This window comes from Streptomyces sp. NPDC034049 (assembly GCF_055575575.1).
Map to the genome: position 1 here is coordinate 440,530 of NZ_JBVISJ010000007.1, position 23,120 is coordinate 463,649.

General features: G+C 73.2%; 17 protein-coding genes. 11 read left to right on the plus strand and 6 right to left on the minus strand.

Annotation, left to right across the window (positions count from 1 at the left end; translation table 11 throughout):
* The first annotated feature begins 157 nt into the window (after nt 1-157).
* From ACZ52C_RS22920 to cyc2, 4 genes are all read left to right on the plus strand, one after another.
* Complete coding sequence (locus ACZ52C_RS22920) at nt 158-1,996, plus strand: S8 family peptidase (protein ID WP_469076511.1); 1,839 nt, start codon at nt 158-160, stop codon at nt 1,994-1,996.
* A 138-nt stretch (nt 1,997-2,134) separates the two neighbouring features.
* A complete protein-coding gene (locus tag ACZ52C_RS22925) occupies nt 2,135-2,806 on the plus strand; it encodes a hypothetical protein (protein WP_469076469.1) in 672 nt (223 codons plus the stop codon).
* Nucleotides 2,799-3,968 carry a damage-control phosphatase ARMT1 family protein gene (locus tag ACZ52C_RS22930; RefSeq protein ID WP_469076470.1) on the plus strand — a complete coding sequence of 390 codons (1,170 nt, stop codon included), beginning with the start codon at nt 2,799-2,801 and terminating at the stop codon, nt 3,966-3,968. The genes ACZ52C_RS22925 and ACZ52C_RS22930 overlap by 8 nt, the downstream gene beginning before the upstream one ends.
* A 134-nt stretch (nt 3,969-4,102) precedes the next feature.
* On the plus strand, nt 4,103-6,310 hold the full coding sequence (gene cyc2 / locus ACZ52C_RS22935; protein WP_086804183.1) for a germacradienol/geosmin synthase Cyc2: 2,208 nt from the start codon (nt 4,103-4,105) through the stop codon (nt 6,308-6,310).
* Nucleotides 6,311-6,326: 16 nt separating this feature from the next.
* Here cyc2 and ACZ52C_RS22940 read toward each other — a convergent pair whose 3' ends face one another.
* Entirely contained in the window at nt 6,327-7,109 is a 783-nt protein-coding gene (locus ACZ52C_RS22940) for a CTP synthase C-terminal region-related (seleno)protein (protein WP_086804184.1), read from the minus strand.
* 98 nt (nt 7,110-7,207) lie between these two features.
* Here ACZ52C_RS22940 and ACZ52C_RS22945 point away from each other — a divergent pair, with 98 nt between their 5' ends.
* Both ACZ52C_RS22945 and ACZ52C_RS22950 read left to right on the plus strand, forming a co-directional pair.
* Nucleotides 7,208-8,080, plus strand: coding sequence for a LysR family transcriptional regulator (locus ACZ52C_RS22945; protein WP_469076512.1), 873 nt, complete (start codon nt 7,208-7,210; stop codon nt 8,078-8,080).
* Nucleotides 8,081-8,172: 92 nt separating this feature from the next.
* Entirely contained in the window at nt 8,173-8,898 is a 726-nt protein-coding gene (locus tag ACZ52C_RS22950) for a PDZ domain-containing protein (RefSeq protein ID WP_469076471.1), read from the plus strand.
* Between the two features lie 39 nt (nt 8,899-8,937).
* Here the strand turns inward: ACZ52C_RS22950 and ACZ52C_RS22955 are convergent, their stop codons facing one another.
* Complete coding sequence (locus ACZ52C_RS22955) at nt 8,938-9,693, minus strand: phosphodiesterase (protein WP_469076472.1); 756 nt, start codon at nt 9,691-9,693, stop codon at nt 8,938-8,940.
* Nucleotides 9,694-9,918: 225 nt separating this feature from the next.
* Between ACZ52C_RS22955 and ACZ52C_RS22960 the strand changes: the two genes are divergently transcribed.
* Together ACZ52C_RS22960 and ACZ52C_RS22965 are read left to right on the plus strand one after the other, a co-directional pair.
* Nucleotides 9,919-11,040 (plus strand): M24 family metallopeptidase, encoded by a 1,122-nt coding sequence (locus ACZ52C_RS22960; RefSeq protein ID WP_469076473.1) that lies wholly within the window; start codon nt 9,919-9,921, stop codon nt 11,038-11,040.
* Nucleotides 11,041-11,145: 105 nt separating this feature from the next.
* Entirely contained in the window at nt 11,146-12,084 is a 939-nt protein-coding gene (locus tag ACZ52C_RS22965; protein WP_469076474.1) for an aminoglycoside phosphotransferase family protein, read from the plus strand.
* Between the two features lie 196 nt (nt 12,085-12,280).
* Here the strand turns inward: ACZ52C_RS22965 and treZ are convergent, their stop codons facing one another.
* A complete protein-coding gene (gene treZ, locus ACZ52C_RS22970) occupies nt 12,281-14,026 on the minus strand; it encodes a malto-oligosyltrehalose trehalohydrolase (protein WP_469076475.1) in 1,746 nt (581 codons plus the stop codon).
* 225 nt (nt 14,027-14,251) lie between these two features.
* On the opposite strand from treZ, the gene ACZ52C_RS22975 reads away from it, so the two are divergent.
* From ACZ52C_RS22975 to ACZ52C_RS22985, 3 genes are all read left to right on the plus strand, one after another.
* Nucleotides 14,252-14,803, plus strand: coding sequence for a DUF1707 and FHA domain-containing protein (locus ACZ52C_RS22975; protein WP_319101020.1), 552 nt, complete (start codon nt 14,252-14,254; stop codon nt 14,801-14,803).
* A gap of 193 nt (nt 14,804-14,996) precedes the next feature.
* Nucleotides 14,997-16,376 (plus strand): M14 family zinc carboxypeptidase, encoded by a 1,380-nt coding sequence (locus tag ACZ52C_RS22980; protein ID WP_469076476.1) that lies wholly within the window; start codon nt 14,997-14,999, stop codon nt 16,374-16,376.
* The gene (locus ACZ52C_RS22985; protein WP_469076477.1) at nt 16,373-16,780 is read left to right on the plus strand and encodes an SSI family serine proteinase inhibitor; all 408 of its coding nucleotides are present in this window, start codon (nt 16,373-16,375) and stop codon (nt 16,778-16,780) included. The genes ACZ52C_RS22980 and ACZ52C_RS22985 overlap by 4 nt, the downstream gene beginning before the upstream one ends.
* Before the next feature lie 18 nt (nt 16,781-16,798).
* Here the strand turns inward: ACZ52C_RS22985 and ACZ52C_RS22990 are convergent, their stop codons facing one another.
* From ACZ52C_RS22990 to glgX, 3 genes are all read right to left on the minus strand, one after another.
* Nucleotides 16,799-18,052, minus strand: a complete 1,254-nt coding sequence (locus ACZ52C_RS22990) for a M14 family zinc carboxypeptidase (RefSeq protein ID WP_469076478.1) — start codon at nt 18,050-18,052, stop codon at nt 16,799-16,801.
* 219 nt (nt 18,053-18,271) lie between these two features.
* Nucleotides 18,272-20,596, minus strand: coding sequence for a malto-oligosyltrehalose synthase (treY, locus tag ACZ52C_RS22995; RefSeq protein WP_469076479.1), 2,325 nt, complete (start codon nt 20,594-20,596; stop codon nt 18,272-18,274).
* A gap of 166 nt (nt 20,597-20,762) precedes the next feature.
* On the minus strand, nt 20,763-22,892 hold the full coding sequence (glgX, locus tag ACZ52C_RS23000) for a glycogen debranching protein GlgX (protein WP_469076480.1): 2,130 nt from the start codon (nt 22,890-22,892) through the stop codon (nt 20,763-20,765).
* Nucleotides 22,893-23,120 lie beyond the last annotated feature (228 nt).

A 23,120-nucleotide genomic window follows, 5' to 3' on the forward strand; every position in this document is an offset into this window, starting at 1 on the left:
TATCCGCATGACCTGGGCTTTGCCTAATGTCATCGCACAGCCGAACCACAGGTAACCCCTGGTGGGCGGCACGCGCCTGGCCGGCCTCTGCGCCAACCCTTTCTGGACCCCCCGCCGCTTCGATGAAGAAGCGTTTCACCGCCGCTCCTCCCCTGACATGAGCAGGCCACGAAAGGTGAAGCCCTTGCGTACTTACCCCTCCCGTGCCGCAGGACGGAAGCTCATAGCCGTCGCCGCGGTCTCCGTCGCCCTGGTGGCGGGCATGACCTCCTCGGTCGCCGTCGCGCAGGCCCCGTCCGCGAAGGCCGACGCCGCCCCCGCCGTGGCCGGTGCCACCGAGGCCGCCCCTGGCACCGTCGCCGAGCGCCTGATCGTCGGCTACAAGTCCGGCGCCGCCGAGGCCACCTCGAACAAGGCCGCCGACGCCGACGCCGCCGCCAAGGGCAAGGAGGCGGGCGAGGACCTCGACTTCCAGCGCCGGCTCGGCAGCGGCGCCGCCCTCGTCGACCTGGGCGAGGACCTCACCAAGACGGACGTCGCCGACGTCATCTCCGAGTACCGGGCCGACCCGCAGGTCGCCTATGTCGTCCCGGACCGCCTGAACAAGCCGCAGGCCACCCCGAACGACACCGAGTACACCAAGCAGTGGGACCTCTACGAGTCCACCGCGGGCATGAACCTGCCGGGCGCCTGGGACAAGACCACCGGCACCGGCGTGACGGTCGCCGTCATCGACACCGGTTACGTCGCCCACTCGGACCTCGCCGCGAACATCGTCGGCGGCTACGACTTCATCGCCGACACCACTGTCGCCAACGACGGCAACGGCCGTGACAGCAACCCGGCCGACCCGGGCGACTGGACCGCCGCCGACGAGTGCGCCGCGGGCGAACCCGCCACCACCTCCTCCTGGCACGGCACCCACGTCGCCGGCACCATCGCCGCCGTCACCAACAACAGCAAGGGTGTCGCCGGTATCGCCTACGGCGCCAAGGTCTCCCCGCTGCGGGTCCTCGGCAAGTGCGGCGGCTACGACTCCGACATCATCGACGCCATCACCTGGGCCTCCGGCGGCACCGTCTCCGGTGTCCCCGCCAACACCAACGTCGCCAAGGTCATCAACATGAGCCTCGGTGGCAGCGGCGCCTGCACCACCGCGACGCAGAGCGCGATCACCGCCGCCGTGAACCGCGGCACCACGGTCGTCGTCGCGGCCGGCAACAGCAACGCCAACGCGGCCAACTACTCGCCCGCCAGCTGCGCCAACGTGATCTCGGTGGCGGCCACCAACCGCGCCGGCGCCCGCTCGTACTACTCCAACTTCGGCTCGATCGTCGACATCGCGGCCCCCGGCGGCGAGACCCGCACGGTCGAGACCGGCGGCATCCTGTCCACGCTGAACGCCGGCACCGCCGGCCCGGGCAGCGAGTCGTACGACTACTACCAGGGCACCAGCATGGCCGCCCCGCACATCGCGGGCCTCGCCGCGCTGCTGAAGTCGGCGAGCTCCACGCTGACCCCGGCCCAGATCGAGTCCGCGATCAAGACCAACTCGCGTGCTCTGCCGGGCGCCTGCTCGGGCGGCTGCGGTGCGGGCCTGGCCGACGCGGCCAAGACGGTGCAGGCGGTGACCGGTGGTGGCACCACGGGGGGCACCACCTTCACCAACACCACGGCCGTCTCCATCCCGGACAACGGTGCCGCGATCGAGTCCTCGATCTCCGTCACCGGCCGCACGGGCAACGCGCCCTCGACCCTCCAGGTCGGCGTGGACATCACCCACACCTACCGCGGTGACCTGGTCCTGACCCTGGTGGCCCCGGACGGCTCGACCTACCCGCTCAAGGCCTCCAGCTCGGACTCCGCGGACAACCTGGTCACCACCTACACGGTGAACGCCTCCAGCGAGGTCGCCAACGGAACCTGGAAGCTGCGCGTCCAGGACGTGGCCGCCTCCGACACCGGCCGGCTCAACAACTGGAAGCTGACCTTCTGAGAACCGGGCCGCCAGGCCCGGGGCCCCGGCCGACCGGCCGGGCCCACTGACCGCCACCCCCCACCGCCGGCGGCCGACCGATGCGAGCGGGCATCGGTCGGCCGTCGGCCCATGCACGCCGGGCGTTAGCGTATGCGCATGGCGACAGAGAAGTTCGAACCACGTGTGACGCCGACCGGGGGACCCTACGAGGCGCCGGCCGGGGCGCCGTACGAGGCGCCGGCCGGGGAGTTCGGTGCGGCCCCGGTCATGGCGGTGTGCCCCCGCTGCGGGGCCTCGGGGCCGGCGGTGCGTACGGTGCCCGATGCCTGCGCCGCCCCCGACTCCCCGGGATCGGGCCTCTCCGACCGGCTGGCGAAGGCCCCGGGCGTGGAGTCGAGGTTCGACAGCTTCCTGCACTTCCTGGAAGGCATGGTCATGGCCTTCGTCTGCGCGGGCCTCGCCCAGCACGGCCTCCAGAACGACAAACCGCTCTTCACGGTCGGCGGCGGCCTCCTCGCCGTCCTCCTCTTCGTCGGCACCCTCTGGGTGATCCGCGGCGAGGCCCGCGAGCGCGCCACCGTCACGGCGGGCCGCCCCCGCGCCGAGGCCCTCTGGAACCCCGCCCACTTCTGCGCGTCCTGCGAGTCCGTGTTCTACCCCACCGGCAGCCCGTGGCCCGGCCCGCTGACGACGGACCAGTTCAAGAAGTACGTCTGGACCGAGGCCGGCTTCGGCGAGCAACTCGACGAACGGCTGCGGAAGACGGACCTCCCCTCGCCGCCGCCGGCCGGTCCCGCCGCCCCGGGAGGAGCCTCCCGTCATGCCTGACACGGCCCCCGTGATCCGCGGCGACGACCCGGCCTCCTTCCCGCACAGCGTCCTCGCCGAACGGCACCCCGCCCTCGTCCGCAAGGTCCAGGACGCCACCCCGTACGGTCCCGAACAGCGCCGCGCGCTGGACGAGTTGCTGAACGACACCCTCCACGGCACGGTCGCGCCACCGGCCGACGACGACTGGTGGGACACCTGGGACGCCCGCCGCTACGCCGGCCGCTCCTGGTTCTCCCTCCCGTTCCTGGCCGCCGAGAGCTGCTTCTACCGCCAACTCCTGTGCGCCGTCGGCTACTTCGACCCCGGGCCCTGGCAGGGAGTCGACCCGTTCCGCCCCTTCAAGCTCGCCGAACTGGACACCCCGGAGGCCGCCGCCGAACTCACCGCGCTCGGCCCCCTGTCGGAGCGCCCCCTGCCCGAACAGCTCAGCGCCCTCCTCCACGGCTCCCTCTGGGGCAACCGGGCGGACCTCGGCTTCCGCCTCCAGAGCACCGAGGAGACATCGGTCGACTCCCCGCTGGTCGCCGACGACAGCGAGGCGCTGCTCACCCTGCTGACGGGCACGGCACCCGGCCCGGCCGACGGCGCCTCCGGCCGAACGCTCTGCCTGGTGGCCGACAACGCGGGCCGCGAACTGATCCCCGACCTGCTCCTCGTCGACCACCTCCTCGCCCACGGCCACTTCGACCGCGCGGTCCTGCACCTCAAGCCGTACCCGTACTTCGTCTCCGACGCCACGACCGCCGACACCCTCGACGCGGTACGCCACCTGGTCGCGGCGAAGACCGACGCGGGCCACCGCCTCCACACCGCCCTCGCCGAAGGCCGCCTGATCCTGCGCACCCACCCCTTCTCCTGCGCCCCGTTGCCCTACGCGGACATGCCCGCCGACCTCCGCGCGGACTTCGCCGCCGCCGACCTGACCCTGATGAAGGGCGACCTCAACTACCGCCGTCTGGTGGGCGACCGCCGCTGGCCCCCCACCACCCCCTTCACCGAGGTCACGTCCCACTTCCCCGGCCCCGTGGCCGCCCTGCGCACCCTGAAGTCGGACGTCATCACGGGCCTGACCCCCGAGGCGGAGACCACCCTCACCGAGTCCGAGGGCCACCACTGGCGCACCAGCGGAACGAGGGCCCTGATCCAACTCGGAACCTGACGGACGACCGACCCCTGGGGGAGCGGGGAACCGCGCGAGCGGCGGGGGCGCATAACCCACCCACATTCACGCGATGGTGTGATCATGTGCGTCCATCCGGATGCCGGCCCGAGGCCACGGGTAGGGCCACGCCCATGACGCAGCCGTTCGAACTCCCGCACTTCTACCTGCCGTATCCCGCACGGCTGAACCCCCACCTCGAAGAGGCCCGCACCCATTCCTCCACGTGGGCCCGGGAGATGGGCATGCTGGAGGGTTCCGGTGTGTGGGAGCAGGCGGACCTGGACGCGCACGACTACGGTCTGCTGTGCGCGTACACCCACCCCGACTGCGACGGTCCGGCGCTCTCGCTCATCACCGACTGGTACGTGTGGGTCTTCTTCTTCGACGATCACTTCCTGGAGCTCTACAAGCGCACCCAGGACCGCCCCGGCGGCAAGGCCCACCTCGACCGGCTCCCGCTCTTCATGCCGCTGGACCTCGCGGCCCCCGTACCGGAGCCGCGCAACCCCGTGGAGGCGGGCCTCGCCGACCTCTGGGCGCGGACGGTGCCGTCGATGTCGATGGACTGGCGCCGCCGCTTCGCCGTCGCCACCGAGCACCTGCTCAACGAGTCGATGTGGGAGCTGTCCAACATCAACGAGGGCCGGATCGCCAACCCGGTCGAGTACATCGAGATGCGCCGCAAGGTCGGCGGCGCGCCCTGGTCGGCCGGGCTCGTCGAGTACGCGACCGCCGAGGTCCCGGCCGCCGTCGCGGGGTCGAGGCCGCTCAGGGTCCTGATGGAGACGTTCTCCGACGCCGTCCATCTGCGCAACGACCTGTTCTCGTACCAGCGGGAGGTCGAGGACGAGGGCGAGAACAGCAACGGCGTCCTCGTCCTGGAGACCTTCTTCGGCTGCGGCACCCAGCAGGCCGCCGACACCGTCAACGACATCCTGACCTCCCGGCTCCACCAGTTCGAGAACACCGCGCTCACCGAAGTCCCCGCACTGGCCCTGGAGAAGGGCCTCACCCCGGCCGAGGTCGCCGCCGTGGCCGCCTACACGAAGGGTCTCCAGGACTGGCAGTCCGGCGGCCACGAGTGGCACATGCGGTCCAGCCGGTACATGAACGAGGGCGCCGCCTCCGCACGCGGCCCGCTCGACCTCGGCGGCGCGGTCCTCTCCGGCCCCGCCCTGCTCGCCCGGCCCGGCTTCGGCACCTCCGCCGCCGACGTGGGGGCCCTGCTCGCGACCGCCGCCGCGCAGCGCCTGCGCGCCCACGCGCACGTGCCGTACGAGAAGGTCGGACCGTCCCGACTGCCCGACTTCCACATGCCGTTCGCGGTGGAACTGTGCCCCCATCTGGACGGTGCCCGCGCCCGCCTCGTCCCCTGGATGCACGCCATGGGCATGCTGGGCGAGGGCGTCTGGGACGAGGAGCGGCTCGCCGCCGCCGACCTGCCGCTCTGCTCCGCAGGCATCGACCCGGACGCGACCGCCGAGCAACTCGACCTCAGCTCCCAGTGGTTGGCCTGGGGCACCTACGGCGACGACTACTACCCCCTGGTCTTCGGCCACCGCCGCGACCTGGCCGCCGCACGCCTGACCACCGCCCGGCTCTCCGACTGCATGCCCGTCGAGGGGGAGCCGGTCCCCGTCCCGGTCAACGGCATGGAACGGGGCCTCATCGACCTCTGGGCGCGGACGACGGCCGGGATGACCCCCGACGAGCGGCGCGGTCTGAAGGCGTCCGTCGACAAGATGACGGAGAGCTGGGTGTGGGAGGTGTTCAACCAGATCCAGCACCGGGTCCCCGACCCCGTCGACTACCTGGAGATGCGCCGCGCCACCTTCGGCTCCGACCTCACCCTGAGCATGTGCCGGCGGGGCCACGGCGCGCGGATCCCGCCCGAGGTCTACCGCTGCGGCCCCGTCCGCTCCCTGGAGAACGCGGCGATCGACTACGCGTGCCTCGTCAACGACGTCTTCTCGTACCAGAAGGAGATCGAGTACGAGGGCGAGGTGCACAACGGGATCCTCGTCGTGCAGAACTTCTTCGGCTGCGACTACCCGACCGCGCTCGGGGTGATCCATGACCTGATGACCCAGCGGATGCAGCAGTTCGAGCATGTCGTCGCCCATGAACTCCCCGTCGTCTACGACGACTTCGCGCTGTCGCGGGAGGCGCGCACCGTCATGGACGGCTATGTGGCCGACCTGCGGAACTGGCTGGCCGGCATCCTCAACTGGCACCGCCAGGTCGACCGCTACAAGCCCGAGTTCCTCGCCCGCCGGGCCCACGGCTTCCTCCCGGACCGGCCACCGGTGCTGTCCTTCGCCCCGGCGCACACGGGCTGAGCCGAGGACGGCCCCTTCACACCGGCTGACGCGCCGTCGCCCGGGTCGCCTGTTCCACCGCGGCACGGGCGAACGCGCGCACGATCGGGTGCGGGCGGCTGCCGTCACCGGCCAGTTCCGGCTGGAAGAGCGTCGCAAGGAAGAAGGGATGGCCCGGCAGTTCGGCGATCCGGACGTGCCCGTCCTCGTCGTGCCCGGAGAACCGCAGACCGTGTGCGCGCAGGGTGTCGAGATGACGGGTCGGACCGTACGCGCAGAAGTACCGCTCGACCGACCGCTCGGCGTTCATCACGGACTGCGCGAGCGAGCCGGGTTCGATGACGACCGTCCCCTCGTGCCCGACCAGGGAGCACGCGAGCGGCTCGATCAGGAAGTCCTCGGCGCCCGGCTCGTTCTCGGCGTGCGCGACCCGGGTGAGCCCGCACACGTGCCGGGCGTACTCCAGCAGCGTGTGCTGGAAGCCCCCGCACGTGCCCAGGAACGGGATGCCCTCCTCCCGCGCGGTCCGGATCGCGGAGAGCACCCCGGCCTCGCTGCGGTACGGGCTGCCCGGCACCACCCACACCGCGTCGAACCCCCGTACGGCCGCCGCGTCGGCCGCGGCTTCCTCGGAGGGGATCCAGTACGCGTCGAGGACCAGCCGGTCGTGCCCGGCGAGCGCGTCGAGGAGGAGCGGGATCCGGCTGTGCGAGACGACGTCGGGTGACCGGTCGCCGACGACGGCCAGCCGCGCGGGCCGGGCGGACGGGGCGGACGGGGTCGTGCGGGAAGAGGCGGACTGCGCCGCGTTGTTCGTCATGTCCCTCATCCTGGGCGCGGCCCCGACTTCACGTCCAACGATGATTCCTGCACCCCCGATAAGCGTCGCTGATGGACCGGTGGGCGATCCTGTCCGCCATGGATCCGCATCTGCTGCGTACGTACGTCACCGTGGCCCGCCTCGCCTCCTTCTCCGAGGCCGCGCGCGAGCTGGGCTACACCCAGTCCGCGGTGTCCCAGCACATCGCGGCGCTGGAGCAGGACCTCGGCGCCCCGTTGCTGACCCGGCGCCCCGTCCTGCCCACCGCGGCGGGCGAGCGGCTCCTCGAACACGCCGGGCCGCTGCTGCTGCGTCTGGAGGCGGCCCGCGCCGATGTCGTACGGATCGCGTCCGCGCCCGAGCACGGGCTGACGCTGGCGGTGACCCCGACGGCACTCGGCCCCCGGGTCGTCGCCGCGCTGCCCGCGGCCGGGGTGACCCTGCGGACCCTCGCCCGCGACGAGATCCCGGCGGCCGTCGCCACCGGCGCCGCCGACCTCGGCCTGGTCGACGGGCTCGCCGCCCCCAGCGACCCCCTCCGGCTCCCCGACGTGGCACCCCTGACCACCCGGGGTGTCGGCGAGGAACCCGTCTGCGTCCTGCTCCCCGCCGACCACCCCTTCGCGCGCCGCCCCGGCCTCCGCCTCACCGACCTCGTCGACGCCCGCTGGCTCGACGCCCCCGGCGCGGGCCTCCCGCTGGACCGGCTCCGCACCGCGAGCGGCACCGGCGGTGTCCGTACCGCCCTGCGCTACGAGGGCACCGACCTGCGTACTCTCACCACCCTCGCCGCCGCCGGACACGGACTGACCGTGCTGCCGCGCGGCTTCGCCGCCGACGTCCCCGGCGCGGTCGCCGTCCCCCTGGTCGCGCCCCGCCTCGTGCACCGTACGGAGATCGTCCACGGCGGGGCGCCGGGCGGGGCCGCGGCGGCGCTGCTGCGGGAACTGACCGACCCGCAGTCGCTCTGAACGGACGATGTGACGGGGCGTCAGTCTCACTCTTTCGTGGCTCGTCGGGCCGTGGTGCCCCGGGTAGGTCTCCGGCCGGAGGTGGCGACACCATGGAACAGACCGCGTTGCGGCCCAAGCCCATGCCGGGCGGGGAGTCCGGCGGCGACCGACCGACCGGCCCCACCCGACGCCCGCACGCCGCGCCGCGCCGTGCCCGGCAGCGACTGCTCACCCTGCTGCTCGCCCTGGCCACCTGTACGGCCCTCGTCCTGTCGGGCGTCGGGCTGGGCACGATGGGCGCCACGGTGATCGGCATGAGCAGGCTCGCGGAACTGCGGGAGCGGGCGTCGAATGCGCCCGGCGCGCAGGGTGAGCCGGGTGGGTCGGGTGCGCCGGGCCGGCCGAATTCCTCCGCCCGGCCAGGTGCCTCCGCCCGCCCGGACGCCGACGGCCGGGCGGCGCGCGACGGCGTCCCCAAGTCGGGCCAGGGGGAGGGCGGTTCGGCGGCCTCGGCCATCGGCGCGCCCACCCGCCCCACCCTCGGCGTCGAGGCCGTCGACGCCCCCGCGGTTCCGGACGCGGGTGCCGGCGGTGGGGGCGGCGGGGCCGGCGGCGGCGCGCTCGTCGTCGGTGTCCATGTCCCCGGCCCCGGTCACGCGGCGGGTCTGGTCCGCGGCGACACGGTCCTCGCCCTGGGCGGCACCCGCACCGGCTCGGCCTCCGACCTCGCGCGGGCCGTCACCGCCGCCCGCCCCGGGGTGGCCCTGAAACTCCTCGTGCGGCACGCGAACGGCGCCCGGCGGTACCTGGTCGCCGTACCGGGCGTCGTCACCTGAGGAACCCCCGCCGCCCTTCGTCGCCCCTTCGTCAAACTTCTATACGGCCACCCTGAAATGGCTGGTCAGCCGCCCCTCGTCGTCCAGGACGTGGAACGCGAGTCCGGGCGGGGCCTCGCGATCCGCGACCGCGTCGCCCTCCCAGGGCAGCCGCAGCGTCCAGGTGACCCCGGGGCCGACGACCAGCGGACGCCCGGCGAAGGTGGTCGCGGCCGGGGTGTGGGCGTGTCCGGTGATGACGCCCGCGATCTCCGGCCGGCGCTCCAGCAGTCGGCCGAGCTTCGCGGGCTGGCCCAGCCGGTACGCGTCCGGCAGCGGATGGTGCAGTGTCACCGGCGGGTGGTGGAAGGCGAGCAGGACGGGCCGGTCGCCGTCGATCCCGTCCAGGGTCTCCTCGATCCAGGCGTACGTCTGCGCGTCCAGTTCACCCTCGTCCTGCTCCGGGATGCTGGAGTCGCACATCAGCACGGCCGCGTCCGCGAAGACGTGCACGCTGTTGACCGGCCCGTCGGCGGGCGGCTCCCCGAGGAGCGCCTTGCGGTAGGGCGCCCGGCTGTCGTGGTTGCCCGGGCAGGTCAGCACCGGGAAGGGGGCCTCGCCCCCGCGCAGCCCCAGCAGCCGGGCCGCCTCCTCGTACTCGGCCTCCGTGCCGTGGTCCGCGATGTCCCCGGTCACCAGCAGCGCGTCCACCGGTCCCGGCAGCCCCCACAGCAGGTCCCGTACGCGCTCGGCCCGCCGGGTGGCCCGGTCGCTGCCGTCCAGATGCAGATCACTGATGTGCGCGAGTACGAGCATCGTCGTACGCCTCCTTCGGAGCGGTGCCTTAATGGAACACTCGAATCCAAGCATTAGTTCTAATGGAGAAGCAACCTGCAAGCATTAGTCAGGGCGTCCAGGCGAGTGAGGCGGCGCGGGCCGCACGACAGTTGACGCCACGTGCCAATCGGCTCGCGTGCGCTGCGGCGGAGGGGCAGGATGCTGCCCGTAGCCCCAGGCAGCTCCGAGCACACGGAGGCATGGATGACCGGCACGCCCGCCGCCTTCACCACCGACGACTACCGGGCCCGGATGCGGCGCGCGGCGCGGGCCGCGGCGGACGCCGGGCTCGACGGGCTGCTGGTCGCCCCCGGCCCGGACCTGGTGTGGCTGACGGGGTACCGGCCGCCCGGGACCGAGCGGCTGACGATGCTGGTGCTGCGCGACGGTGCGGATCCGGTGCTGGTGGTGCCCGCCCTGGAGGCCCCCGACGCCGCCGAGGCGCCCGGCGGCCCCGCCCTGACCCTGCGCGACTGGACCGACGGCAAGGACCCCTACGAGGCGGCCGTCTCCGTCCTCGGCCCCCGCGGCCGCTTCGGCGTCAGCGACAACACCTGGGCGCTGCACCTGCTGGGCCTGCGGCGTCGGCTGCCGGACACGGTGTACGTGGCGCTCTCCGAGACACTCCCCATGCTCCGGGCCGTGAAGGACGCGGCCGAGCTGGAGCGGATGGCGGCGGCGGGCGCGGCGGCCGACCGGGCGTACGAGGAGATCCGGCAGGTGCCCTTCGCCGGGCGCCGCGAGGCCGACGTCGCCGCCGATCTCGCCGATCTGCTGCGGCGGTTCGGGCACTCCCAGGTGGACTTCACGATCGTCGCCTCGGGCCCGAACGGCGCCAACCCGCACCACGAGGCCGGCGACCGGGTCATCGGGCACGGCGACATGGTCGTCCTCGACTTCGGCGGACTCAAGGACGGCTACGGCTCCGACACCTCGCGTACGGTCCACGTCGGCGAACCGGCCGCCGAGGAGCGCGAGGTGCACGACCTCGTACGGGCCGCTCAGGAGGCGGGGTTCCGCGCCGTACGGCCCGGCGCGGCCTGCCAGGACGTCGACCGGGCCGCCCGCGCGGTCATCAGCGAGGCCGGGTACGGCGACCGGTTCATCCACCGCACCGGGCACGGTATCGGTGTCACCACCCACGAGCCGCCGTACATGATCGAAGGGGAGGAACAGCCCCTGGTGGCCGGCATGTGCTTCTCGGTCGAGCCCGGCGTCTATCTGCCGGGCCGTTTCGGGGTCCGCATCGAGGACATCGTGACGGTGACGGAGGGCGGCGGCCGGCGGCTCAACAACACCCCACGGGAGATGGCCATAGTCGACTGACTGACTGACTGACTGACTGACTGAACGAACGACCGACCGACCGACCGACCGCGATCTCTCGCTCTCCCGCTCCCCAGATCTCCCGAACCGGACGACGGCGCGACCATGACCCAGGCACCGACACCCACCGCGGACAGCGTCCGCCGGCTGGTCCGTTCCCTGCTGAAGAACGGGGAGGGCAGGCCCGGCGGCAAGGGCGGCGGCGGCCCCGATGTGCGGCCCGTCGCCGGGGACGACACGCACGGCACCTGGTGGGTCGGCACCCGCCATGTGCTGCGCCTCGCGACCGACCGGCACGGCGTCGGACGGCAACGACGCGAACTGCGGCTGCGGGACCTGGTCCGTCCGCACATCGGCGTCGCCGTCCCGGTGAGCGTCGCGCACGGGGAGTGGTCCGGCGGGCTCACGTACACGCTCGACACACGGCTGGCCGGGGGTACGGCCGAGGAGCACGAGGTGTCCGCCGTGGGCGAGGCCGACCTGGCGGCGCTCCTCACGGGGCTGCGCGAGGTGCCGCCGCGGCAGGCCGAACCGCTCGGGGTGCCGCGGCTGGCGCCGCGCCCGCTGGAGGCGCTGCGCGCGGCGGCGGCACGGGCCGCGCGGGATCTCGCGGCGGCCGACGAGTTCGACGCGGCGCGGCTCGGGCAGCTGACGTCGGCGACGGCGGCGCAGTTGCTGGGGCCGGCGGCCGTGCTGGTCCACGGCGGGCTGACCGGGGACCACCTCGTCGTCAGCGCGGACGGTCGGGTCCGGGGAGTGCTCGGGTGGGGCGACGCGGCCGTCGGTGATCCGGCCGAGGACATCGCCGGGCTCGCCGCGGCCGTCGGGTCACCGGCCGCCGTCCGCGCCGCGACGCTGGCCGGGTACGGGGCCCGTCCCTGTCTGCGGGGTCTGTGGTTGGCCCGGTGCGACACGGTCGTCCGCCTCGCCGAGGGTCTGCGGGGGCGGGGGGCCGTGCCGCTGCCGGTTCTCCGTGACCGTCTGCGGCGGACCTGGGAGCCGATTCTGCTGGAGCGGGTGACGGATCTGCGGGGTGAGGATTGAGGAATTGAGGAGGGCGCGGGCCGGTGTGGGGCGCCCAAGGGGTCGGGGGTGACTGTTGTGCGGCGACTGCGGGCCGCATGGGGCCGATCGCGCAGTTCCCCGCGCCCCTTCAGGGCCTGCGGCCCATCGGCGGATCGCAGCGTCCGCGCGCCGCTCACCGGAGGGCCTGCGGCCCGTCCGGTGGCGCGCAGGCCGGTCACGCGTCTGCCAGGACCGCGCACGACTCCCCGGGGAGGGTCAGTACTCCGTCGGCTTCCGGTGGCTGCACCGGATCCCAGGACGCCAGTACCCGGGCGTGCGGCACGCCCAGGGGGACGGTCGCCGTCTTCTTGCCCAGGTTCAGGGCCACGAGGACGTCGCCCCGGCGGAAGCCGAACCAGCGGGTCTCCTCGTCGAAGGCGACCTTGACGTCGGAGAGGTCGGGGTCGGAGAGATCGGGGAGCGAGTGGCGCAGGGCGATGAGGGCGCGGTACCAGGACAGGACGCGGGCGTGGGGCTCGCGTCCGGGTTCGGACCAGTCGAGGCAGGAGCGGTCGCGGGTCGCCGGGTCCTGCGGGTCGGGGACGTCCTCCTCGGCCCAGCCGTGCTCCGCGAACTCCCGGCGCCGGCCCCGCCGTACGGCCTCCGCGAGTTCCGGATCGGTGTGGTCGGTGAAGAACTGCCAGGGCGTGGACGCGGCCCACTCCTCGCCCATGAAGAGCATGGGCGTGAACGGGCCGGTGAGGACGAGCGCCGCCGCGCAGGCCAGCAGACCGGGGGAGAGGGTCGCCGCGAGACGGTCGCCCTGGGCGCGGTTGCCGATCTGGTCGTGGGTCTGGGTGTACCCCAGCAGCCGGTGCGCGGAGACGCTCGTACGGTCCAGGGGGCGGCCGTGGCGGCGCTCCCGGAAGGACGAGTACGTGCCGTCGTGGAAGAAGCCGCCCGTCAGGGTCTTCGCCAGGCCCGCCGGACCGGCCTGCGCGAAGTCCGCGTAGTAGCCCTGGGACTCACCGGTCAGCGTGGTGTGCAGGGCGTGGTGGAAGTCGTCGTTCCACTGGGCGTGCAGACCCAGTCCGCCCTGCGCGCGGGGGGTGACGAGGCGCGGGTCGTTGAGGTCCGACTCGGCGATCAGGAACAGCGGCCGGCGCACCTCCTCGGCGAGCGCGTCCACCGCCGCCGACAACTCCTCCAGGAAGTGCAGGGCGCGGGTGTCCCTGAGCGCGTGGACCGCGTCCAGCCGCAGCCCGTCCAGCCGGTAGTCGCGCAGCCAGGCGAGCGCGCTCTGCAGGAAGTAGGCCCGCACGTCGTCCGAGCCGGGCGCGTCCAGATTGACCGCCGCGCCCCACGGCGTGTGGTGCCGCTCGGTGAAGTACGGCCCGAAGACGGGCAGGTAGTTGCCGGAGGGGCCCAGATGGTTGTGCACGACGTCGAGGACCACCCCGAGGCCCAGGCCGTGTGCCGCGTCCACGAAGCGCTTCAGAGCCTCGGGACCGCCGTACGGTTCGTGGACGGCCCACAGCGAGACGCCCTCGTAACCCCAGCCGTGCGTCCCGGGGAAGGGGCACAGCGGCATCAACTCGACGTGGGTGACGCCCAGTTCGACGAGGTGACCGAGGCGTGCGGCCGCCGCGTCCAGGGTGCCCTCGGGGGTGTACGTGCCGACGTGCAGCTCGTACAGGACCGCGCCCGGCAGTCCGCGTCCGGCCCACTCGGCACGCCAGGTGTACCGCCCGTGGTCGACGACCGCGCTCAGCCCGTCGGGGCCGTCCGGCTGCCGGCGCGAACGCGGGTCGGGGCGCACCGGGCCGTCGTCGACGGCGAAGCCGTACCGGGTGCCGTCCTCGGCCTCCGCCTCGGTGGTCCACCAGCCCGGCCGCCCCGGGTCGCGTTCCATGGCGTGCGTGGCGCCCGCTCGGTGGAGGGTCAGTCGGTCGGCCTGCGGTGCCCACACCTCGAACTGCACGGAACGGTTCTCCCTCGGCTGCCGGTCGTGGTCCTGGGTAGTCAGGGGGTTGCCCGTCCATCGTGCGGCAAACGAGATCGGCGCGCGCTCGTATCGGTGCTTTTGCCGCGCGAGTCGCAGCACCCCGCCGCGTGTCCGAGCGCGTGTCCGACCGCATGTCCGCGGATGGTCACCGTTTACGGGTTGTCTGGACACCTCCCGCCTCGCTGACCGACAATCACCAGCGTGACGTCGTCCTTCGAGTTCCACACCTACCCCGCGCGGCTGTCGGACGCGGAGCGCGACCGCGCGCTGAGGGTGCTCCGTGACGGCGTTGCGCTGGGCCGCCTGTCGCACGACACGTTCATCCGGCGGATGGAGCTGGCGCTCACCGCCCGCCGCTCCGACGAACTCGCCGCGCTCACCGCCGACCTGCCCGCCGAGAACCGCTGGTCCCGGCTGGTGCTCGGCACCGTCGGGGCGGTCTCCGGTTTCGGTGTGAAGCTGCGCCGGGCCTGGCAGGCCGAGCGGCTCCCCAAGCTCCAGCTGCCGCACCCGGCGGGCGGCCACGCCCTGCGCATAGGCCGCGACCCGGCGAACGGGCTCAGGCTCAGCCACGAGACGGTCTCCCGGGTGCACGCGGAGCTGAGCCGGCAGGGCGGCCTGTGGATCCTGCGTGACCTCGGCTCCACCAACGGCACCACCGTCAACGGCCGTCGGGTGATCGGCGCGGCCGTCGTCCGCGACGGCGATCAGGTGAGTTTCGGCCGCATGGTGTTCCGTCTCTCCTCGCAGTGACCTTGTGACCGTCCCCGCGGCAAAGCTCTGGCCTGGGATTTACCCTGCGAGTTTGTCAACTTTCCTTCCGTTCCGGGGTGTTGACGTACGTTCTCGGCCATGACTGACTGTGCTTACACCATGCACACCAGGTGAACCGACGACACCACATTCGTGGAGGTGTGCCCTGCCGCCACTCCTCCGCTACCCGACCGTGGACGAGTTGTCCGCCCGCGCGGCCGCCCTCGTCGCCCGGCATCCGCGCCGCGCCCGACTGCGCCGCGTGGGCACCTCACGGGCGGGCACACCGATGTGGTTGCTCTCCGTCGGACACGGCAGCCGGCACACCCTGATCGTCGCCGGCCCGCACGCCAACGAGCCCGTGGGCGGCGCCACCGTCCTCAGGCTCGCCGAACGGACCCTGGCCGATCCCCGGTTGAGTGAGGCCGCCGACACCACCTGGAACCTGCTGCTGAGCCTCGACCCCGACGGCTCCCGCCGCAACGAGGGCTGGCTGCGCGGCCCGTACACCCTCGGCCACCACTTCCGGCACTTCTTCCGCCCCGGGTTCCTGGAACAGCCCGAGTGGCTGCCCGACGGCGCGGCCGGCGCCGCGCTGCCGGAGACCCGCGCCCTGCTCGACCTCCAGGACGAACTGCGGCCCTTCTTCCAGTGCTCGCTGCACGGTGTCGACGTCGGCGGCGGCTTCGTCGAACTGACCCGGGACCTGCCGGGCCTCGCCGAGCGCGTCGCCCTTGTCGCCGCCCGCCTCGGCATCCCGCGCGAACTGAAGCCGTACGACACGCTGTACTGGCCCTGCCTCGGCCCCGCCGTCTACCGCATCCCGCCGCCGCGCCGGGGCGACCTGGCCGCCGCCATCACCGAGGCGGCCGTCGAGTCCACCTGGTTCCACCCGCACCGCCACGGCACGGTCACCGCCGTCGTCGAGGCGCCCATGTGGGGCGTGACCGCCGTCGAGGACGCCTCTCCGGCACCCGAGGCCGACGCCGTGCTGCGCACCGTCAGCCGTGCCCTGCGCCATGACACCCGGCTCCTGGAGGACCTCCTCGCCCGCGTCCGGCCCTCGGTCGACGGCGCCCCGGACGCGGCCCGGCTGCTCGCCCCGGTCGACGACTACGTCCTGGTCGGGCCGGGCCTCGCCGACTCCTGGGACCCCGACGTCCACGACAGCGCCGCCCGGCCGCTGCCCCCGCTCGACACCGCCCGGCTCACCACCCTCGCCATCTCCGGCCGCCGGGTCGCCCTGCGTACCGCCGGACTGCTGCACCAGCTGGTGACCCGTGCCGGGCACGACCCGGCGGGCGCGCTGCCCCAGCTGGACCGGCTGATCGACGAATGGTGCGCCGACTACCGCGACGGTTACGGCGCCCGCTGGATCCCCGTCGCCCGCCAGGCCGAATACCAGGCCCGCGTCGTCCTCGCCGCGTTCGAACTGGCGGCCGGGCGCCGGCAGCTGCCGACGCCCGCCCCGCAGGCGCCCTGTACGGACAGCCGCGCGGACACCCGTGCGGACTCCCATTCGGGTGAGCAGGGATGGAGTTCCGAGCCCGCCGTGCCGATGCACCGGGAATGACGAACCCCGCCCACGCCGTACGCGGCTGCCTGCTCGCCGCCCTCGCCCTCCTCACTCTCGGCGCCTCGGCCCCCGACCGGACGACCACCGTCCAGAGCGACTGGCTCTACGTCACCCTCACCCGGGGCGACGCCCGTTCCTCCGACACCCGCGGCACCCTCCTCCTCTGCGATCCGCCCCAGGGCCACGGCCGTGCCACCCAGGCCTGCGCGGAACTCCGCCGCAGCGACGGCGACATCGCCCGCATCCCCCACCGGAACGCCATCTGCACCGAGATCTACGCCCCCGTACGGGCCACTGCGGAGGGCCAGTGGGGCGGCCGCCAGGTCGCCTACGAACAGACCTTCGCCAACGCGTGCGTGATGGCGGCGCGAACGGGGGCGGTGTTCGCCCTCGTGGACTGACGGTCACGCCCGGCGCCCTCAGGTCCCCGCATTCCCCCGCGCATGCGCCGCCGCCGCCAACACCGTACGAACCTGGTGCTCGACCTGGTCGCCCACCGGCACCCACCGCGCACGGAACCGGTCGGCGAAGGACTCGCACCACTCCGTGACCCACTCCTCCAGGAGGGGCGCCCCCGGGTCGTCGGCCTCCCTCAGCACCCGCAGCAGCATCGCCGCCGCCCGCAGCGGCAGCCGCCGCCCGAACGCGTCCACACTCCCCACGTACGCCGTCGACAGATCCGGCGGTGGCCCGTCCTGCCAGTCCCGGGCCAGCCCCGGCACCAGCGCCAGCGCCCACCGGGCCGCCCGCAGCAGCGGTCCCTCGGGGCCCGGCAGCCGGGGCAGCGCCTCGGTGAGGACCCGCTCCACCCGGCCCGCGTCCGTCACGAGCCGCCGGGCCAGGTGCCGCAGCGCCGCCGCCGGGGCCGGGTGCGGGGCGGTGTCGTCCACCAGGTCGCTCGCCCACATCGGCACCTCGACGACCGCCGTCAGACCGCCGTACCGGTGGGCGTGGTACCAGGTGCTGTGCCGGGCGTCGTCCGGCAGGCTCGGGTACGCCGGGAGACCGCCCGGCCGCGGCATCACGAACACCCCGGGCCCGGAGACGGGCCAACCCGCGGCGTCGGACGCGCCTCGCTCCACCGGTATGCCCAACTCGGCCGCGGACTTGGCGAACGGCTCGGCGAGCCCCGGCACGTCCTTCGTCAACTGCACCCAGCTGCCGCCCAGATCGGTGCCGTGCAGGGTCACCTGGAGATAGGGCCGCAGTTCGTCCAGTACCCCCAGCAGGGCGTGCGTCTCGGGCGGCAGCCGGTCCGGCGGCAGCACGGACGGCGACCACTCCGGCTGCTCGGGGCCGGCCGGCCGGAAGAACCCGAGGTGGTAGTCGAGGAGCGTGCGCGGCAGGGGAGTGGTGTGCAGACTCGCCCCGTCCGGGTCCGCGCAGAGCACGAAGTGCCAGGACACGTCGGACCGCAACCGCCGCTCCCGCGCGACCCGTTCGGCCAGAGCGAGCACCGTGGAGCCACCGGTCGGCTCATTGGCGTGGGCACCCGCGACGACCAGGACGGCGTGACTCGCGTGCCCCACCGACAGCAGCCGCAGCGGGCGGCCGGCGCGGGAGAAGCCGATGTTCCGCAGCGCGCACAGCCCCGGCCGACGAGTCGTCAGGGTTCTCGCGGCCGACTCCAGTTCGGCCACCGTGGGATAACCGAGCTCCGACAGCAGACCCACCCCCGTCCCGTCCGCCTGGCACCGTCGGTCCGCACGCCCGGCCGGGCCGGGCGGGGGACGTACCCAGTGTCCTCGCGCCGAAGGGGCGGCTCCCAGGGGCGCCCGGTCGCATTCACCGTCGTTCGGTACGACACCGGTCGCTCCCCACCGCGCTCCCGGCACGGGGCCGAGCCGTTCCCCGCCGCCGCTCCCGCCGCCCTCCCGGTCCGAGGGCGCGGGTCACGTGCCGACCCGCTCCAGCAGCGCGACCGGCAGGGTCCCGAAGAGGTCCGCCAGCCGCACCTCGCCCGTGAACTCCCGCTCCCCGCCCAGCACTTCGGCCCAGCGCCCCTCGGGCAGCGGCAGCCGGGTGTCGCCCCAGCCCCCTTCCCGCGCCAGCCGCAGCGACAACCGGGTCACCGCCGTGACCACCTCGCCGGAGCGGGTGAAGGCCACACAGTGCCCGGCGCCCACCCCCTCGGCCGCCAGCGGCGCGTACGTCGCCGCGCTCCCGAAGACCTCCGGCCGCCGCCCGCGCAGCCGCAGCGCCGCCTCGGTCAGCCGGAACTTCTCCGCACCGTCCTCGTGCGGGGCGAACGCCCGGCGGTTGTCCGGGTCCACCAGGGCCCGGTACTCCGCCTCCGTCCCCTGGTACACGTCCGGCACCCCCGGCATCGTCAGCTGCACCAGGGCCGCGCCGAGCGCGTTCGCCCGCACATGGGGCGCCAGCTCCTCGCGCAGCGCGGCGACCCGGGCGTCCACGGCCGGCCCCCGCGCGACGAAGTCCGCCACCTCCCGCTCGTACGCCGGGTCCTGCTCGGTCCAGGAGGTGTGCAGCCCGGCCTCCCGCACATGCTTCAGCAGGGCCCCCCGCAGTCGCTCCTCGGCCGCCGGGCCGAGCCCGAACGCCGTCTGCCAGGCCGCCCACGCCAGCTGCGGATCCGGCGCGCCCGCGCCGTCCCGCGTCACCTCCGCCAGCAGGTCGGCCCAGCGCTCCGGGCACTGCGCGAGCACCGCGATCGCCGCCCGTACGTCCGCGCTGCGCTTGGTGTCATGGGTCGACAGCACCGTCCCCGTGGCCGGCCAGTCGCGCTGGACGCGCGCACAGTAGGCGTGGAAGTCCTCCGGCGACACGGCCGGACTCCCCGGATCGCCGCCCACCTCGTTCGCCGACAGCAGCGGCACATAGCGGTAGAACGCCGTGTCCTCCACCGACTTCGCCCGCAGCGCCGAGGAGGTCTGCGCGAACCGCGCCCGGAACTCCACATGGTCCGGCTCGTCGCTCCGGCCCAGCACCAGATCCCGTACGGCGTCCACCGACCGGGCCTCCTCCGGCACCACGAACAGCGCGCGCGCCTCGGCCGCGGCCTCCTCGGTGACGACGAGGGAGGCGTCCTCGGAGGCGTACGGCCGGTAGACCTCCATCCGGGCGAGCAGCTCGCACAGCGCGGTGCGCAGCGCCCACGGCGCTTGGTCGCGCAGAGAGAGATCGGGGGAGCGCTCGCACAAACGGTGCGCCACCCGGGTGAGCCGTTCCACCTCCGCGACCAGCTCGTGCGTGAGGACCCGGTACGCGGCCCGCCGCACGGTCGCGTCCCACTCCCCGCCCCGGTCCGGCTGCGCGGCCGTGAACCTCCGATACCGCTCCAGCAGCTCACCCGTTCCCGCCGGGTCGGTGAACAGCCCGTCGACGTGCCGCAGCGCGTCGTAGCCGGTGGTCCCCGCGACCGGCCACGCCCCGGGCAGCGCCTCGCCGTCGGCCAGGATCTTCTCGACGACGGTCCACCGCCCCCCGGTCGCCCCGTGCAGCCGCCGCAGATAGGCGTCGGGGTCGGCGAGCCCGTCGGGGTGGTCGACCCGCAGCCCGTCGACGACCCCCTCGTCCAGCAGCTGGAGGACCTTCGCATGGGTCGCCTCGAACACCTCCGGCTCCTCGACCCGCACCCCGATCAGCTCCGAGATGCTGAAGAACCGCCGGTAGTTCAACTCCGTACGGGCCAGCCGCCACCACACCGGCCGGTACCACTGCGCGTCCAGCAGCTGCGGCAACGGCAGCTTCTCGGTGCCCTCCCGCAGCGGGAACGCGTGGTCGTAGTACCGCAGCTCCCGCCCGTCCACGACGAACTGCTCGATCTCCGCGCCCAGCGGCCCGCCGAGCACCGGCAGCAGCACCCGGCCGCCCTGCGCCTCCCAGTCGATGTCGAACCATGGCGCGTACGCCGATCCCGGCCCCTCCCGCAGCACCTCCCACAGCGCCCGGTTGTGCCGGGGCGCCATGGCCATGTGGTTGGGGACGATGTCCAGGACGAGGCCGAGCCCGTGGGCGCGCGCGGTCCTGGCCAGCTCCCGCAGCCCCTCCTCACCGCCGAGTTCCTCCCGCACCCGGCCGTGATCGACCACGTCGTACCCGTGCGACGACCCCGGCACGGCCTCGAGGACGGGGGACAGGTGCAGGTGGGAGACGCCGAGCGCGGCGATGTAGGGCACGGCGGCCGAGGCGGCGGCGAACGGGAACGACGGCTGGAGCTGAACCCGATAGGTGGCGGCAGGCACGACAGAGGTCATGAGGTCCTACGTACCCGCCACACAGGACTTGGAGCGCCCTGACACGCAACGGCGCGGAGTTTTTAGGGGCGCGGGGAACTGCGGGGGAACTGCGCGACCAGCCGCCTACGACCTGCACCCCCCGCGACGAACAGCCATCCCGTACGGCGAACCCCGCGATCCACATCTACGTCGGCCTCCGGAACACCACCAGACTCCGGTCCACCAACCGCACGCTCTCCCCGGCCGCCACCTTCACCCCGTCCACCGGCACCGCGTCCTCCCGCCCCGTGTCCACCACCATCTGCCACTGCGGACCGTGGTTCACCGGCACCACGAACTCCAGCTCCTCCGCCGACGCGTTCACCATCAGCAGGAACGAGTCGTCGCTGATCCGCTCGCCGCGCGGACCCGGCTCGGAGATCGCGTTGCCGTTCAGGAAGACGCTCAGCGCCCCCGCCTGCGAGGAGTCCCAGTCCCGCTGCCCCATCTCCTGACCCTGGGGTGTGAACCACGCGATGTCCGACAGCTCGTCGTGCGTCCCCTCCACCGGCCGGCCGTGGAAGAAGCGGCGTCGGCGGAAGACGGGGTGATCCTTGCGGAGCCACACCATGGCCCGGGTGAACTCCAGCAGATCCCCGAACGGAGCGCCCTCGTCCTCGTCCTCACCGGAGGGCCACGGCACCCAGGACACCTCGTTGTCCTGGCAGTACGCGTTGTTGTTGCCACCCTGGGTCCGGGCGAACTCGTCGCCGTGGCTGAGCATCGGCACGCCCTGCGACAGCATCAGCGTCGCGATGAGGTTGCGCATCTGCCGGACCCGCAGCGCCGTCACCCCGGGGTCGTCGGTCTCGCCCTCGGCCCCGCAGTTCCAGGACCGGTTGTGGCTCTCGCCGTCCCGGTTGTCCTCGCCGTTGGCCGCGTTGTGCTTCTCGTTGTAGGAGACGAGGTCCCGCATGGTGAAGCCGTCGTGGCAGGTCACGAAGTTGATGGAGGCCAGCGGGCGCCGCCCGTCGTCCTGGTAGAGGTCGGAGGAGCCGGTCAGCCGGGAGGCGAACTCCGCGAGCGTGCGCGGCTCGCCCCGCCACAGGTCCCGCACGGTGTCCCGGTACTTGCCGTTCCACTCGGTCCACAGCGGCGGGAAGTTCCCCACCTGGTAGCCGCCCTCGCCGACGTCCCAGGGCTCGGCGATCAGCTTCACCTGGGAGACCACCGGGTCCTGCTGGACGAGGTCGAAGAACGACGACAGCCGGTCCACCTCGTGGAACTGCCGGGCCAGGGTCGCGGCGAGGTCGAAGCGGAACCCGTCGACATGCATCTCGGTGACCCAGTACCGCAGCGAGTCCATGATCAGCTGGAGGACGTGCGGGGACCGCATGAGCAGGGAGTTGCCCGTGCCCGTGGTGTCCATGTAGTAGCGCGGGTCGTCGGTGAGCCGGTAGTACGACGGGTTGTCGAGCCCCTTGAAGGAGAGCGTGGGGCCCAGGTGGTTGCCCTCGGCGGTGTGGTTGTAGACGACGTCGAGGATGACCTCGATCCCGGCCTCGTGCAGCGCCCGGACCGCCGACTTGAACTCCAGCACCTGCTGACCGCGGTCGCCCCAGGAGGCGTAGGCGTTGTGCGGGGCGAAGAAGCCGATGGTGTTGTAGCCCCAGTAGTTGCTGAGGCCCATGTCGGCCAGCCGGTGGTCGTTCACGAACTGGTGTACGGGCATCAGCTCCAGCGCCGTGACGCCCAGTTCGGTCAGGTGTTCGATGATCGCCGGATGGGCGAGCGCCGCGTAGGTGCCGCGCAGCTCCTCGGGCAGCCCCGGGTGCCGCATGGTGAGGCCCTTGACATGGGCCTCGTAGATCACCGTGTGGTGGTACTCGGTGCGGGGCCGCCGGTCGTCGCCCCAGTCGAAGTACGGGTTGACCACGACCGAGGTCATCATGTGCGGGGCCGAGTCGAGGTCGTTGCGCTCCTCAGGCGCCTCGAAGTGGTAGCCGTACACCTCCTCTCCCCAGCTGACCGAGCCGCTGATGGCACGTGCGTATGGGTCGAGCAGCAGCTTCGCGGAGTTGCAGCGCAGCCCCCGCTCCGGCGCGTACGGGCCGTGCACACGGAAGCCGTACCGTTGCCCCGGCATCACGCCGGGCAGGTACGCGTGCCGCACGAACGCGTCCGTCTCGCGCAGTTCCACCGCCGTCTCGGAGCCGTCGTCGTCCAGGAGACACAGCTCTACTCGGTCCGCGGCCTCCGAGAAGACCGCGAAGTTGGTGCCGGCGCCGTCGTACGTGGCGCCGAGCGGATACGCCTGTCCAGGCCAGACCTGCATGGATACGACTCTTCCAGTTGTCGCGCGCCGCTGGGGGCGACTCCGGGGGGAGTCTCCCTCAATCTGATGGAACCTCCTAGGACATACGTCCCTCCTGCCCAGCGATGGACACTTCGTGACGCCCCGAGGGCCACCGTTGTGGCCTGGCGGTGGCCCGATCGTTATGAATCGGCTCACTCCCCGCACGGTGGCGCCCCGGAACGGGCAAGTCACGTGCGGTAGTTGAGA

What these genes read in the sequence shown, in the direction of transcription:
- ACZ52C_RS22965 (WP_469076474.1), top strand. Translation starts at nt 11,146, where the DNA reads ATGACCCAGGCACCGACACCCACCGCGGACAGCGTCCGCCGGCTGGTC.
- ACZ52C_RS22930 (WP_469076470.1), top strand. Translation starts at nt 2,799, where the DNA reads ATGCCTGACACGGCCCCCGTGATCCGCGGCGACGACCCGGCCTCCTTC.
- ACZ52C_RS22925 (WP_469076469.1), top strand. Translation starts at nt 2,135, where the DNA reads ATGGCGACAGAGAAGTTCGAACCACGTGTGACGCCGACCGGGGGACCC.
- ACZ52C_RS22940 (WP_086804184.1), bottom strand. Translation starts at nt 7,109, where the DNA reads ATGACGAACAACGCGGCGCAGTCCGCCTCTTCCCGCACGACCCCGTCC.
- treY (WP_469076479.1), bottom strand. Translation starts at nt 20,596, where the DNA reads ATGACCTCTGTCGTGCCTGCCGCCACCTATCGGGTTCAGCTCCAGCCG.
- ACZ52C_RS22955 (WP_469076472.1), bottom strand. Translation starts at nt 9,693, where the DNA reads ATGCTCGTACTCGCGCACATCAGTGATCTGCATCTGGACGGCAGCGAC.
- ACZ52C_RS22945 (WP_469076512.1), top strand. Translation starts at nt 7,208, where the DNA reads ATGGATCCGCATCTGCTGCGTACGTACGTCACCGTGGCCCGCCTCGCC.
- cyc2 (WP_086804183.1), top strand. Translation starts at nt 4,103, where the DNA reads ATGACGCAGCCGTTCGAACTCCCGCACTTCTACCTGCCGTATCCCGCA.
- ACZ52C_RS22960 (WP_469076473.1), top strand. Translation starts at nt 9,919, where the DNA reads ATGACCGGCACGCCCGCCGCCTTCACCACCGACGACTACCGGGCCCGG.
- glgX (WP_469076480.1), bottom strand. Translation starts at nt 22,892, where the DNA reads ATGCAGGTCTGGCCTGGACAGGCGTATCCGCTCGGCGCCACGTACGAC.
- ACZ52C_RS22985 (WP_469076477.1), top strand. Translation starts at nt 16,373, where the DNA reads ATGACGAACCCCGCCCACGCCGTACGCGGCTGCCTGCTCGCCGCCCTC.
- ACZ52C_RS22950 (WP_469076471.1), top strand. Translation starts at nt 8,173, where the DNA reads ATGGAACAGACCGCGTTGCGGCCCAAGCCCATGCCGGGCGGGGAGTCC.
- ACZ52C_RS22920 (WP_469076511.1), top strand. Translation starts at nt 158, where the DNA reads ATGAGCAGGCCACGAAAGGTGAAGCCCTTGCGTACTTACCCCTCCCGT.